Raw genomic sequence first — 15,026 nt, 5'->3', positions numbered from 1 at the left:
TCTCGAAAAGTTCTGCCATGCCCATGGCTGTTGGCCGCTCGATATTGGCAGGTCAAATGCCTTCTACGGTGACGGTCTTCGAAATTACGAGCGGAACTCTTGATTCCAAGATCAGTCGTGGAGTCATTAGATTACGAAACTTTCGAACTCCTTCCGGATCAGCTTTGCTTTTCTTTTGCCGTCCGGGAACATGGTCGCGGCCGCGTCCGTTTGACCGGACGGACCGTGACAGCGACAGAAGAGGTGGCACCCAGTGGCGATGTTCGACCGGCTCAAGGAACAGGCCAAGGCTCTCCAGCAGTCCCAGGGCGCACGGGCGGGGGGCGGACAGCGGCACGGGCACGGCTCCTCCTCGGCCGGCGGCGGCTCCAAGGCCCAGCTGATGGGGTTGTTCAAGTCCCAGCTCGCGTCGGCCAAGGCGGAGCTCAAGAGCGGCGCCTACCGGGACGCCAGCATGGCGATGTGCGCGCTGGTCGCCGCGGCCGACGGACGCGTCGACCCGGCCGAGCGGCAGCGCGTGGAGGAACTGATCGTCTCCAACGAGGTGCTGCAGAACTTCCCGGCGGACCAGCTCCGCAAGCGGTTCAACGAGCACGTGGACCGGCTCACGGCCAACTTCGAGCTGGGCAAGGCCCGGGCGCTGGAGGACATCGCCAAGGCGGCGAAGAAGCCGGTCGAGGCCCGGGCCGTCGTCCAGACCGGCCTCGTCGTCGCCGGGGCCGACGGCAGCTTCGAGCCGGCCGAGCAGTACGCCGTGCGCGACGCCTGCTCGGCCCTCGGCCTGTCACCGGCGGAGTTCGGTATCTGACGGCGGTTCGGGGAGACCGGCGCCCGATGCCGGGTCGACGGCGTGACCGAGCAGGTGCAGCGGTCCCGCCGTGACCCCGGCTTCCTCCACGGCGTCCCAGTGGGCCCGCGCCACGGCCGCGTCCACCAGGCCGTGCACCAGTGGCAGCCGGTCGTCCGAGGCGCGCAACAGGGACTCGGTGCGGCAGGAGGCCAGGGTTCCCTCGATCCAGGGCTGGGCGAGGTAGCCGGCCGCCACCGCGGCCGGGAGGTCGTCGGCGACCTCCCGGCCGGTGCGGCCGACGTGCAGCAGCCCGCCGCCCAGGACCAGGACGTCGCTCCGTTCCCGCATACGGGCGAGGGCCCGTCCGGTGTCGAAACAGTGCGGGAAGGAATCGTCGACCACGACGGCACCGGGCCGGAGCCGGTCGACGTCGAGCACCGCCGTCGTCCCGCTCACCGCCGTCACCAGCAGATCCGCGGCGTGCACGGCGTCCGGCAGCATCCGCTGTGCCTCGATGACCTCCACCTCGCCGGCCAGCCCGCGCTCCCTCAGCCGGCGGCCGAGTTCCCTCAGCCGTGGCCCGCTGCCGCGCACGTCGCACAGCAGCAGACGCCGGGGCGGGCGGGCGGCCAGCGACAGCAGCAGCTCGAGCGAGGACGCGCCGATCGAACCCAGCCCGGCGAACGCCACCTCCAGGTCCGCGAGATCCCGGCCGGTCGCGTCCAGCGCCGCGTGCACGGTCTTGACCACCGACACCACCGTCGCCGCGTGCCCCGTCGTCACAGCCGACGGGTACTGCCGGTGCCGCAGCACGTCGAAGCCGTATCCGGTCAGCGACGGGATCATTCCGGCGAGGGACACACAACGCGCGCCCAGGGAGGCGGCCAGCGACACCGCGCGAGCGGTGTGGTCCACCAGACCGGGCCCCCGCCCGAGTTCGTCGGCGAACAGCGGTACGCACACGAACCCCGACCGGCCCAGCGGTGTGCGCACCGTCTCCAGCAGCCTCGGGCCGCCCCCGGGGAACAACAGGTCGCGCACCTCGGCCCGGGGCAGCGCCGCCTCGGGCAGGCCGGCCAGCCGTGCGAGATGCCCCGGTGCCGGCAGATAGCCGACGAGGGCCGCGTCCATCGTCCCCCGCCGCTTCCTCGGCGGGGGCACCACGACCCGGCGGTTCCCGGCCGCCCGCACCAGACGGTCGCGCACCGCGCGGACGAAACCGTCGAGCGCGGCCGGCGAGAACGCGGCGGCGGCACCCCGGACCGTGACCCGCAGCCCGTCACCGTCCGGCCGTACCGCCATGAACAGGTCCGTCGCCGACGACGGCGGCAGGAACATGCTGTCCCCCGCCTCCCACGACACCCGCAACACGCCGTCGCCCCGCGGGGCCAGCGCGGCGAAGTCGAGGTGGGTGAAGAAGAACTGCGACGTCACGGGCAGACCGTCGGAGTGCCGGGGAACCACGTCCTCATGGGCCCGCGCCTCCTCCGCCTCCGCCACGATCCGGCGCAGCGCGTCACCGAACTCCCCGTCCGTGAGGGGCGCGTCGGCCGCACCGGCCGGCCGCACGGGTACGGCGGTGGCGAACGGCCCGAACACCCGGTGCGCGTCGGGCAGCGCACCGTCCCGGCCGCTCACCGCCAGGCCCACGACCAGATCCGGCCGGCCCGTCAGCGCCGTCAACTCCTGGTAGTAGGCGGTCAGCAGAGGGGCGTACAGCGTGGTCCGCGCGGCCGAGGCGACCTTGCGCAGGGCGGTCGTCAGTGCCGCGTCGAGCGTGAACTCGGCCGACTCGAAACGGTGGTCGCCGTTCACGGCGGCGGTACGCAGCACCGGCGGCCGGTACGGGGCGTTCAGCCGGCCGGCCCGCTCCCGGTGTTCCACCGTGGCAGGTGTGCCGGTGCCGGACCCGGCCACCGCCAGGGCGTGGTCGCGGAAGCCGGCCAGCGGCGCGGGCGGTCCGGGCGCGGCGCCCTCGGCCAACCGGTCGTACACCTCGGTGAGTTCCCGTATCAGCAGCGCCGAGCTGTAGCCGTCGCCGATGAGATGGTGCGCGTGCACCAGCAGGACGTGCTCCCGCCGCTCCAGGGTGAGCACCCGAAGCCGCAGCAGCGGCCACGCCCAGGGTTCCAGACGCCGTCCGGCCTCGGCCGCGGCCCGCTCGTCCACCTCGGCGGGGCCGGCGACCGTCTCGAAGTCGACCGGCAGACGCAGTGACCGGGGCAGCTCCTGCTGAACGGGCGGCCGGGCACCGGCGGGAAAGACGGTGCGCAGCATGCCGTGGCGCTCCACCAGCACATCCACCGCCCGCTGGAAGAGGTCCGGATCCAGCGGCCCGGACAGCCGAAGCCGCGCCAGCCATGTTCCGCCGCCCGGCGCGAGCGCCTCGGCGAGGAGGAACCCGCGCTGGCCGGGAGTGACCGGGAACGGGCCCGGACCCTGGTCACCGGCCGGAACGGGCGCGGCGTCCGCGGTCACGCACTCCTCTCCCGCGGCGGCGTCCACGGCCCCCGCCAGCGCGGCGAGGGTGCGGTGCCGGTAGATCACGGTCGGCCGGGGCAGCGGCCCCGCCCGCTCCGCGAGCCGGGCGAACACCTCCAGGACGAGCAGCGAATCGCCGCCCAGCTCGAAGAAGTCGTCCTCCCGGCACACGGCGGTCACCCGCAGCACCGCGCACCAGATCGCCGCCAGCCGGCGCTCGGTCGCCGTGGCCGGGGGAGTCCTCCCGTCACCGGACGACGTGTCCGGACCGTCGAAGGCGAGCCCGGGATCCGTCGTCGGCAGCGCCGACCGGTCGACCTTGCCGGTTCCGGTCAGCGGCAGCGCGTCGACGAACGTGATCCGCGCCGGGACCATGTACGACGGCAGCAGCCCGGCCAGATGCCGGCGCACCTCACCCGCGGCCGGCCGTTCGGCCCCCGTCCGGGGGGTGACGAAGGCGAGCAGCCGCCCCTCGTGCGCGAGCACCACGGCCCGCCCGACACCGGGACAGGTCTGCAGCGCCGCCTCCACCTCTCCCGGCTCCACCCGGTTCCCGCGGATCTTCACCTGGTCGTCCACCCGCCCCAGGAACTCCAGGACGCCGTCCGCCGACCGGCGCACCCGGTCCCCGCTGCGGTACCAGCGCCGCCCCGCGCGCGTCGTGAACGCCCGCGCGGTCAGCTCCGGTTCGCCCAGATAGCCGGGGGTCAGACCGACGCCCGAGATGAGCAGTTCCCCGGTCTCGCCCGCCCCGCACACGGCGCCGTCGGCGTCGACCACCTCCAGCCGGGCACCGGCCGCGGGCCTGCCGATCGGCAGCCGCCGTACCTCGTCGCCGGGGCGTTCCCCGACGATGTGGCAGGTGGCGTTGACGGTGGTCTCGGTCGGCCCGTACAGGTTCGCGATGCGCGTGCCGGTCCCGAACAGGTCGAACCAGCGGCGCACATGTTCCACGGGCAGCGCCTCACCGCCGACGTGCACCCAGCGCAGCGCCGACAGGTCCACCGGCGCCAGGCCCCGCGCCGCCCGCGCCTCGGCGGACGACAGCAGCTGCTCCCACAGCGTCGGGACGGAACTCCACACGGTCACCCGCGCCCGCTCCACATGCGCGAGCAACAGCTCGGGGTCCCGCAGCAGGTGCCCGGGCACGGTCACCACGGTGCCGCCGGCCATCAGCGGCGCGAGCAACTGGCGCACCGAGGCGTCGAAACACGGTGACGCGGTCTGCGCGAGCCGGTCGTCGGGGCCGTAGCCGAAGGTGTCGACGGCCCAGTCGAGGTAGTTCTCCATCGCCCGGTGGGTGACCGGCACCGCCTTCGGGCGCCCCGTCGACCCGGAGGTGAAGATGACGTACGCGATCGCCCCGGGATCCGGCGCGACGGCGACGGTGCGGCCGTCGTCGGCCGACGGGTCGTCGGCCGCCACCGCCCGCACACCGGTCAGGGTGCCGGCCAGACGCAGGGTGGGGGAGTGGCACACCACCGTCGAAACGCCCGTACGGCTCAACTGGTCGGCGAGCCGCGCCCGGGGATGCTCCGGATCCAGCGGGACCCAGCCGGCCCCGGCCCGCAGGATGCCCACCACACCCACCACCGTGTCCGCGCCCGGCTCGGTGAGCAGCCCGACCAGGTCGCCCGGACGGACACCGTCAGCACGCAGCCGTGCCGCGAGAGCGGCCGAGGCGCGGTCGAGCGCCCCGTAGGTGAGGGACGCCTCCCCGGCGTCGACGGCGATCGCGCCGGAGCGCGTACGGAACCGGTCGAGCAGCCGGGTGACCAGGGGAACGTGTCCGCCGGCCCGAGGGGACGGTACCGGTCCGGCGGGAGTGCGCGGAACGGCCGCCAGTTCCCCGCGGAACTCCCGGTCCAGACGCGCCACGGTCGCCCGCTCGAACAGCGCCGCCGGGAAGTTCCACGACACGCGCAGCACCGGACCGTCCGCCCAGCACAGCAGGGACAGCCGGGTCGTCGCCGACCCGGTGCCGGCCGCGGTCGCCCCCACCTCCACCGGGCAGCCGGGGGCCGCCGCGGCCGGGAACCGGGCGAAGCTGAAGCCCGCCGGGCTCACCGTGCGGGGACCGGTACCGGCGCCGGGCAGCATCCCGGCCAGGTCCAGGCTGCTCACCCCGGCGTGCCGCTCGCTCTCCAGCCACAGGCGGCGCAACCGCTCCGCCAGCGCCACGACCGGCTCCTCGCCGTCCACCTCGCACAGCAGCGGCAGGGTGTCGGCGAGCGGACCGACGAGCCGGTCCACCCCGTCGAAGCGGTCGTCGCGGCCCGCCCTGGCCACGTTCACGGTGACGTCCCGGCGCCCCGTCCACCGCGCGAGGCAGCGCACGTACGCGGCGAGGAGCAGGTGGAACAGGGACACGCCGTGCGTGGCGGCCAGCCGTTCGAGACCGGCGCTCAGCTCCGCGTCGAACGCGCCGTGGTGCTGCACGATCGGGCCGGTCGCGGGAGCGTCGGGATCACCGTCGTAGGGCAGTCGCAGCGGTGCGCCGCGCGTGGCGAGACGCTCCGCCCAGTAACGCCGGACGGCGTCCGGCACGACGGAGTGCCGCGTGCCCGCCGCGTACCGCGCGAAGTCCGGCGCCGGCGGCACCGGCCGGGGTGCGGGCTCCCCGTGCCACAGCGCGGTGTACGAGGTCCACAGTTCCTCGGCGAGGACGTTGAGGCTGTACCCGTCGACGGCCGCATGGTGCACGACCAGCAGCAGATGGGCGAGTTCCGGCTCCTGGCGGAGCAGCACGGCGCGTACCGGCGGACCGGCCGTCAGATCGAAGGGCCGGTTGCAGACGGCCGACTCGACGCCGGCCAGGTCCTCGGCGGCGCAGTCCAGCACCTCGTACCAGTCCGCCACCGGAACCGGCGCCGCCACCCGCTGCGCCGGCCGTGCGCCCGAGGTGTCCACCCGCAGCCGCAGCATGCCGTGCCGTTCCGCCAGGTGCGCCAGCGCCCGGCCGAGGACGCCGGTGTCGAGCGGGCCGCGGACCGTCAGCCGCAGATGACCGCGGGCCGGGACGTCCGGGTGGAGCAGGCTGCTGGTGTGCAGCGCGAGCTGGACGGGCGTCAGCGCGAAGGGCTCGCCGTCCGGACTGTCAAGGGCCCGGTCGTCGAGGTGGGCGGCGAGTTCGCGCACGGTCCGGTGCTCGAAGAAGAGGGTGGTGGGCAGGTCCCGCCCCAGCTTCCGCTCCAGCCGTTTGACGAGATCGACGGCGCCCAGTGAGTCCAGGCCGAGGGTCAGGAACGGCGTGTCGTCGTCGACCGCCGCCGGCGGGATCTCGAGGGACCGCGCCAGCAGCTCCCGCAGTACGGCCGTCGTACCGGAGGAGGCCGGGGTCTGCCCGCTTGTTCCGTCGGCCGTGGGCGGCGGCACCGGGGCGACCGGGGGTGCCGCGGGCGTCAGGTCGGCGAGGACCAGCTGTGCCACGTCCGTGCCGCAGGCCGACCGCAGGGCCGCCAGTGCGGGCGCCGTCGCCAGCGGCCGGCCCGCGGCGGTCGCGAGGCCGCCGACGCGCCCGGCGGCGAGGCCCGTCCCGCCGAACGGCCCGAGGTTCACCGACAGCCACGGGCGGCCTGCCAGCCGCTCGGCGCCGGCGAAGGAGTCGAGGAAGGCGTTCGCCGCCGCGTACGCGCCCAGGGCGCCGGCCAGGCCGGGCAGCACCGACGACACCGACGAGAACGCGACGCACACGCCGGGGCGCCGACCGTGCCGGTCCAGCGCCTCGGCCAGCAGGACGGTGCCGAGTGTCTTCGCCCCCAGCGCGTCCACCGTCTCCCGTACGTCCGTTCCGCGCAGACTGCCGGGCCGGGCGACTCCGGCCGCGTGGAAGACGGCGTCCAGCGGGGGGAGGCCGGCGACGAGCCGTTCGACGTCGTCGGGGGCGGTGAGGTCGGCCATGACGTAGCGGGCGTCGGCGCCGAGTGCGGTGAGCTCCTCCAGCAGACCCCGGGGCGGGCGGGGGGAGCGGCCCGCCAGCACGAGGACGGGGTGGGCCCGGCCCGCGAGTTGCCGGGCCAGTGCGGAGCCGATGCCTCCGGTGCCGCCCGTGACGAGGTACGTGCCGTTGGCGGGGAGCGGGGCCGTGCCGGCCGTCCGTTCCTCGGGGCGTGGCACGACGACCCGCACCGCGCGGTGTCCGGCCCGCCAGGCCACGGCTCCTTCCGCCTGCGGCGCCGACGTCTCGGCGCGCACTGCCCGCAGGTGCTGCTCCTCGTCGTCGTGGGAGGAGAGGTCGATCCAGTTCGCGATCACCCCCGACTCCTCGGGGACGGCCAGGGTCAGTCCGCCGAGGATCGCCTGGGCGGGGTTCGGGTGTTCCGGGCCGTGGCCTGTGACGTGTGCGTCCTGGGTCACCACCAGCAGGCGGTGGGCGCCGGTGCGGTCGAGCAGTGCGAGTGCTTCGCGCAGCGCCGTGACCGCCTCGCGCTGGTGCCGCGCGAGATCCGCCACCGTTTGCGGCCGGGCCGTTCCGGCGAGCAGGATCACGGTTTCCGGGGCGTCGGCGTCATCCGCCCCCTGGGCGGCGAGGCGGTCCGTCAGCCGGCGTACCGCTGCCGGATCCGCACCGGTCACCACGACACCGGAGTGCGTCGGGGCCGGCCGGGGGCGGGGCTGCGCGGCTCGGCGCTCACGAGGCGCCGCCCCGGCGGCACGACCGCCCGCAGCAGGCGGGGGTGCCGGCCGCCACGCCACGTCGTGCAGCAACCCTTGCGAAGCAGGGACCGGCCAGTGGTTCTGCCGGCGGTACGGGTACGGCGGCAGAAGTACCCGTCGGCGGCTCCCGTCGAGTGCCGTGCGGTCCACCGGTACGCCTCGGGCCCACAGACGGGCCACCGTCTCCATCAGTTCCCGTGCCCCGCCCGGCGCTTCGGTGGCGGACACCACGAAGGCGTCGGCGGTGGGCGCGAGCGTCCGGGTCGGACCGAGTTCCACGAACGTGTCGTAACCCTCCTCCACCAGACGCGCCACCGCCCGGTCGAACCGCACCGGTCGCAGGGCGTGTTCACGGAGGTGTTCCGGAGTCATCGGCGGATGCCATGCGGCGGTGAGCGTGCTCATCACCGGCGTGCTGGGCGCCGTCGGCGCCAGCCCGCGTGCCGCGTCCGCCAGGGCCTGCGCGACCGGCTCCATCAGCGGGGAGTGGAAGGCGCGCGACACGCGCAACGGGCGGACGGCCGCGCCCTGTCGGGAGAGCCGTCGCGACGCCTCGCGGACCGCGTCGGGGGCACCGGAGATCACCAGCCGCCCCGGCCCGTTGTAGGCCGCGACCGCCAGTTCGCCCCCGGAGGCGTCCACCAGGGCGGCCACCTCCCGTTCCTCGGCGCCCAGCACGGCCGCCATGGCACCCGGTGCGGTAGACCCGCCCATGAGCCGGCCGCGTTCCGCCGCGAACGTGACCGCCTCGCGCAGGGACAGCGTCCCGCCCACGCAGGCGGCCGCGAGCTCGCCGACGCTGTGCCCGACGACCGCGTCGGGCCGTACGCCCCAGGCGGTCAGCTGCCGGGCGAGGGCGACACCGTGCGCGACCAGCAGCGGCTGCGCCACCTCCGTCACGGCCAGGTCGTCCTCGGTGACGCCGTCGTCGACGCACCAGTCCGTCAGCTCCCGCCCGCGTACCGTGCCGACGAGCGCCGACGCCTCGTCGAGCGTGGCGCGGTACACCGGTGCCGTGGCGTGCAGCGCCCGGCCCCGGCCCGGCAACAGGCCCCCCTGACCGGGCAGGACGAAGACGGTACGGGGCCGGTGCGTCACCGTCCCGGTGAACACCCCTCGAAGCGCCGTGGACGCCGCGGTGAGCCGTTCCCGCAGGTCCCCGTCGGCGACGATCGCGAGGCGGTGGATCCGGTCGTCCCGTGCCGTACCGGCCGTCGCGCAGACGTCGGCCTCGTCGAGCTCCGGGTGCTCGCGCAGATGCTCCGCGAGCCGCGACGCCCACGCCTCCAGCCCCTCCGCGCTGCCCGCCGAAAGGGTCAGCAGACGAGGGCCGTCGTCCGCCCGGCGCGCGGTACGAACCGGTGCGGGCGGGGCCTCCTCCAGGACGGCGTGCGCGTTGGTGCCGCCGAAGCCGAAGGCGTTGACACCCGCCCTGCGGGGCCCGTCCGACTCCCAGTCGGTCTCCCCGGTGACCAGGGCGAACCCGGACCGCTCCACCGCGGGTGAGGGCGGGGTGTGATGCAGCGAGGCGGGCAGCCGGCCGTGGCCGAGGGCCAGGACGACCTTCACCAGCGAGGGCAGCGCGGCCGCGTTCAGCAGATGCCCGATATTGGTCTTCACCGAGCCGAGCAGCCGGGGCCGGCCGTCCGGGCGGGGCGGGAAGGCGTGCGCCAGGGACCGCAGTTCGACCGGATCGCCGACGGCCGTGCCCGTGCCGTGCGCCTCGACGTAGGTCACCGACGCCGGGTCGACGCCGCAGTCCCGGTACGCCCGGGTGATCACCTCCCGCTGGCGCAGCGGATTGGGCGCCATCAGACTCAGCGACGTCCCGTCGTTGTTGACGGCGGTGCCGCGGACGACGGCGAGCACCGTGTCGTCGTCACGGTGGGCCTCCGCCAGACGCCGTACGACGAGTGCCGCCCCGCCCTCGCCCGGTACGAACCCGTCGGCCGCCGAACCGAAGGCGCGGCTGCGCCCGGTCGGCGACAGGGCCTGTGCCGCCTCCAGGGACCGGTGCGCGGCCGGGGTCAGATGCAGGTTGACACCGCCGACGACCGCGATGTCGCACTCGCCGTCCGCGAGGCTGCGCCGGGCCAGATGCAGGGCCACCAGGCCCGAGGAACAGGCGGTGTCCACGGCCAGCGCCGGGCCGTCCAGGTCGAGGCAGTGCGCCACGCGGGCGGCGACGAGGTTGGGGAGGTTGCCGGTCAGGGTGGCCTCGGCCGGCGGTGCGGCACCGGGGGCGGCGTCGGCGAGGATCCGCCGGTAGCCGCTGTCACCGACGGCGGCGAAGACGCCGATCCGCAGGCCGCGGCGGCGCGGTCCGGCGTATCCGGCGCGTTCCAGTGCCTCGTGGGCGAGTTCGAGGAAGATCCGTGCCTGCGGGTCGAGCGCGCGCGCCTCCTCGGCACCGATCCCGAAGTGGCCCGCGTCGAAGGCGGCGGGGTCGTCCAGGAAGGCACCCCACCGCCCCTCCTCCGCCGCCCCGGTCGTGCTCCAGCGGCCCGCGGGCACCGTCGTCACGGCGTCACGGCCGGCGGCGAGCAGGTCCCAGAACTCCTCCGGCGTACCGGCGCCGGGGAACCGGCAGGCCAGCCCCACCACGGCGGTCCCCGAACCCTGCGACGGCGTACCGTCCGCCGTCGCCCGGCGCTCGGACACCTGCCGTCCCGCCGTGCCCGCGACGGCGTCCAGGAGACGGTCGGTGAGCGCGGCCACCGTGTCGTCACGCATCACGGCCGGCCCGAGCGGCACGTCCAGCGCCCGTTCCAGCTCGGCGAGCGCCTCCATCGCCTTGAGCGAGCCGCCGCCCAGCTCGGCGAACCGGTCCCGGTCCCCGAACGACGGCTCCGGTATCCCCAGCACCTTCGCCCAGACCTCCCGCACCACGCCCCGCACCTCCGCGCGGGAGCGGGGCACCGGCGCCGGCTCCCCGGAGGGCCGCGGCGGCTCCTGGCCCGTCGGCGCCGCCGCGGAGGCGGCCGTGGGCCGGTACGCCCCCGCCTCGAACCGTGACCGCATCCGCTGCCGCTGCACCTTGCCGCTGGTCGTGCGCGGGAAGGCGGACGGCGGCAGCGCGAACACCCGCACGTCGTCGTGGCCCAGCGCCGCCCGGACCCGCCCCGCGACCCGGTCCAGCACCCCGGCCGCGGAACGCGGCGGCCCGGCCCAGGCCACGAACACCACCACCCGCTCCCCGCCGGTCACCGGGTCGGTCGACCCGATCACCACCGTCGTCCCTGACGGCACCCCGGGCGTGGCCGCCGCCACCTCCTCCATGTCCGGGGCGTGGAACGTACGGCCGTTGACGAAGAGCACGTCCTTGTGCCGGCCGCTGACACACAGCCGGCCGTCCCGGAGGAAACCGAGGTCGCCGGTGCGCAGCCAGCCGCCGGCGAAGGCGGCCGCCGTCGCCTCCGGCAGACCGTGGTACCCACGGGCGACCTGCGGGCCACGCACCTCGACATGCCCCACCCGCCGGTCGCCCAGCGGACGGCCGCGGTCGTCGGTGATACGCACCGAGCACCCCGGCACCGGCAGCCCCACGTCCATCAACTCCACGGCGTCACCGCCCGGTTCCCGCTCCACCGCCCGTCCTCGGCTGAGCGCGGCACGCTCCAGCGCCACGGGCACGGCCACCTCGCCCGGCGGCGGGAACGTGACGGCCAGGGTCGCCTCGGCCAGTCCGTACACGGGTGTCGCCGCCCGGGGATCGAGCCCGGACGGCCGGGTCCTGGCGGTGAAGTCCCGCCACACCGTCGCCGAGATCGGCTCGGCGCCCACCAGGATCAGCCGTACCGTGCTCAGATCGAGCCCGGCGAACACCTCCTCGGGGACCCGGCGGACGGTCAGCGCCAGGGCGAAGTTGGCGGCGGACAACAAGGTGGCCCGGTGCGCGGCGGCCACGTCGAACCACAGCCGGGGGTTCTTCGCGAACGACAGCGGGCCGATCCGCACCTGCTTGGCCCGCGCGGCGAGCGGCGCCAGATGGGTGCCGATGAGCCCCATGTCGTGGAAGTACGGCATCCAGCCGACCACCACGTCCCGGTCGGTGAGCGCGGCTGCCTCGACCAGCTGGCGCAGGTTGGCCAGCACGGCGGCGTGGGTCAGCTCCACGCCCTTGGGCGCTCCGGTGCTGCCGGAGGAGAACTGCAGGAACGCCGGATCGTCCGGGGCGGCCGTGGCGGGCGACTCGACGGCGGGGGACGTCCGCAGCTCCTCCAGCCGCAGTACGCGGGCTCCGTCCGGGAGCCGGCCGGCCACGTCCGCGCAGGCATCGTCCACCGCGACCGGGGGACGGCCGAGGTGCTCCCACACGGGGCGGACCCGCCGTACGTCGGGCGCCAGCGGCACCGGCACCAGACCGGCCGCGAGCGCGCCCCAGAACAGGGGCTGGAAGTCCTCACCGCGGTCCGCGACCACCGGCACGCAGGTACCCGGTACGACTCCCGCGTCACGGTAACCGCCCGCGACACGCAAGGAGTCCTCCAGCAGCCGCCGGAAGGTGACGGGCGTTTCACCGCCGTCCCCCCGGACATGGACGACCACCTGGTCGGGGGCACGGCGGGCGGCGTCCAGCAGGACGTCCAGCAGCGTTGTGGCGTTCATGTGTCCGTTCGTTCGTGCGCGGGTGACCGGCCGGCGGCGACGGCGACCGACCCCATTGTCAGTGGCTGCGCCTACGGTTTGATCAGTAGGACCCGGCGGAACGGCCGCGGGTTCCGTCCGGGGAGGGCTTTGCCATGTCCGCTGGTTCCATGGTGGCGACGACGTATCTGGAGCTGTCGCAGGAGGACGGCGCCGCGCACAAGTTCTACGAAGTGACGGTCGACGGCCAGACGGTGACGGTGCGCTACGGCAGGATCGGCGCGGCGGGGCAGACCCAGACGACGACGTTCCCCACGGCCGCGAAGGCGCAGGCCGCCGCGGCGAAGAAGGTGGGGGAGAAGGTCCGCAAGGGCTACGCGCCGGCGGTGCGGGGGCAGCGGGCGCCGCGCGCGGTGACCCGCCGCCAGGTGGTCTCCGCCCCGTCCACCGCGCGTGCCGTGGCCCCCGTGCTGTGGCGGTTCGGCACCGGCTCCTCGGCGTTCGGCATCCATGTCGACGACGAGCACTGCTGGGTCGGCAATCAGTCCGGTGACGTCTTCACCCTGGACCACGAGGGCGACGTACTGGCCCGCTTCAGCCTGCCGGACGGGGTGAAGTGCCTGGTCGCCGACGACTTCTGGATCTACGCGGGCTGCGACGACGGCCGGGTCTACGACCTCTCCTCGAAACTGCCGTTCGCCGCCTACGACATCGCCGCGGACGTCGACATCTTCTGGCTGGACATCCACGAGGGCGTGCTGAACGTCTCGGACCGCGCAGGCCGCCTCACTGTCATCGACCACGAGGACGAGCACCAGTGGACCCGCCGCAGCCAGGGGGAGCACGCCTGGATGGTCCGTGCCGACGACCGGGCCGTCTACCACGGCCATCACGGGGGCGTCACGGCCTACGCGCCCGACGGCGGCGGCGAGTTGTGGCACACCCCCACCCGCGGTGGGGTGCTGTTCGGCTGGCAGGAGGACGACACCGTCTACGCCGGTACGGCGCACCGTGTGGTGCAGCGGCTGTCGAAGGCGACCGGCACCATCGAGGCCACCTACGCCTGCGACAGCGCCGTGTACTCCTGCGCCACCTCCCCGGGCGGACGGTTCGTCTTCGCCGGCGACGCCGCGTCGTCCGTCTACTGCTTCGACCGGGACGGCACGCGCCTGTGGAAGCTCGGCACGGGAGGCGGATCGGCGCTGTCGATGCAGTACCGCGACGAGCGGCTCTACCTGGTGACCACCGACGGTTCGCTGGTGTGCGTGGACGCGAGCGAGGCCGCCGTCTCCGCGGCGCAGCAGGGCACGGTGCCGGTCGCGCGGGACGTCAAGCTCGCCGCGGCCCTGCCGACCTACGCGCCGGCCACGGCCGCGACCGCGGTGGCGACCGTCGCACAGGCCCCCTCCGGTGCCGTCGTCGTCGAATGCGTCCAGAACAACGGCCGACTGCGCGTCCACGTCGTCTCCGACGGCTACGACGACTCCTGGAACGTGCAGTTCCCGCGGGCGATACGGGTGCCCGGCGCACGCTATGTCGTGGACGCGCTGCACCCGGCGGCCGGCGGCTTCTACCGGGTGCGGGGCGAGATCCGCCGACTCCGGTGACCGCCGGCGGGCGCACTCGGCGAACCCGTGAGCCCTGTACGCGCCCCCATTGAAATACGGACAATGCAGTGCTCGTGATCACCCCGTGAAAAGCCGTGGTTTTCCGGCCCTGTTCAGGAAAGCAGGTCGACCGTCGTGCTGTTGCGTCTGCCCACCTCCCTGTCCGAAGTCCAGCGGTATCTGGCCGAAGGAGCGGTGCCCATCGGCGGAGCCACCCTCGTGTGGGCCCTCTGGCAACGCGACGGCTTCCCCGAGCAGGCGATGTCCCTGCGCAAGCTCCCCCAGGCCAACCTGATAGAGCGGGAGGCGCTGGGCGCCGCCGTCCTGCTGCACCAGGTGGACGACCGGGTGCCGGACGTGCTGCGCCGCGCGGCCTCCACCGTGGGCACCGGCGCCGTACGCCGGACGGCCACCGTCGGCGGCAACATCGTGGGCAGCACACTGCGCTGTCTGCTGCCCGCGGCGCTGGTCCTGGACGCGCGGGCGACCGTACTGGACCGGGACGGCGCCTACGAGACCGACCTGGCCGAAGCGGTGGCCAAGCGCCCTCTGCTGCTCGGTATCCGCTGGCGCGACCCCGTGGCCAGCGGCTACTACAAGGCGGACGGTGAAGCGGGCGGGCCGCCGCCCCTCGTCGTCGCCACCGCCGTGCACACCGGGAGCGACGGCACCCACCGCCTCTTCGTCGCCGTCCGGGACGGCTACGAGGTGATCAGCGAGAGCACGCCCTGTCCCACCGGAGCCGAGGAGGTGCTCCGGACCCTGGACCGTACGGACCTGGGATCACTCCCCGCCGAGGCACGGGAAGAGGTGCGCCGCGAGGTGACCGCGATCCTGGACCGCACCGTCGGCCGCTGACGCCGGTGCGCCACCCGGACCGCCCGGGTGGCGCACCGGCGCGCACC

At 74.8% G+C, this 15,026-nt stretch carries 4 protein-coding genes; 3 read left to right on the top strand and 1 reads right to left on the bottom strand.

Going from position 1 to position 15,026, the window contains the following annotated elements:
- Nucleotides 1-253: 253 nt before the first annotated feature.
- Nucleotides 254-808, top strand: a complete 555-nt coding sequence (locus tag ACH4VX_RS30100; protein ID WP_398371782.1) for a tellurite resistance TerB family protein — start codon at nucleotides 254-256, stop codon at nucleotides 806-808.
- Here the strand turns inward: ACH4VX_RS30100 and ACH4VX_RS30095 are convergent.
- Nucleotides 785-12,535: an amino acid adenylation domain-containing protein gene (locus ACH4VX_RS30095; protein WP_398371781.1), complete on the bottom strand. Its 11,751-nt coding sequence runs from the start codon at nucleotides 12,533-12,535 to the stop codon at nucleotides 785-787. The genes ACH4VX_RS30100 and ACH4VX_RS30095 overlap by 24 nt on opposite strands.
- Before the next feature lie 134 nt (nucleotides 12,536-12,669).
- On the opposite strand from ACH4VX_RS30095, the gene ACH4VX_RS30090 reads away from it, so the two are divergent.
- Complete coding sequence (locus tag ACH4VX_RS30090) at nucleotides 12,670-14,121, top strand: WGR domain-containing protein (protein WP_398371779.1); 1,452 nt, start codon at nucleotides 12,670-12,672, stop codon at nucleotides 14,119-14,121.
- Nucleotides 14,122-14,256: 135 nt separating this feature from the next.
- The gene (locus tag ACH4VX_RS30085) at nucleotides 14,257-14,979 is read left to right on the top strand and encodes an FAD binding domain-containing protein (protein ID WP_398371778.1); all 723 of its coding nucleotides are present in this window, start codon (nucleotides 14,257-14,259) and stop codon (nucleotides 14,977-14,979) included.
- The last annotated feature ends 47 nt before the right edge of the window (nucleotides 14,980-15,026 follow it).

Source organism: Streptomyces sp. NPDC020731 (assembly GCF_044334705.1).
Classification (GTDB): Bacteria; Actinomycetota; Actinomycetes; order Streptomycetales; family Streptomycetaceae; genus Streptomyces.
Note: the sequence above shows the minus strand (reverse complement) of the source record. Positions and strands in the feature narration are given on the sequence as shown.

Coding starts and splice junctions, on each gene's coding strand:
- ACH4VX_RS30090 (WP_398371779.1), top strand. CDS start 12,670: ATGTCCGCTGGTTCCATGGTGGCGACGACGTATCTGGAGCTGTCGCAG.
- ACH4VX_RS30095 (WP_398371781.1), bottom strand. CDS start 12,535: ATGAACGCCACAACGCTGCTGGACGTCCTGCTGGACGCCGCCCGCCGT.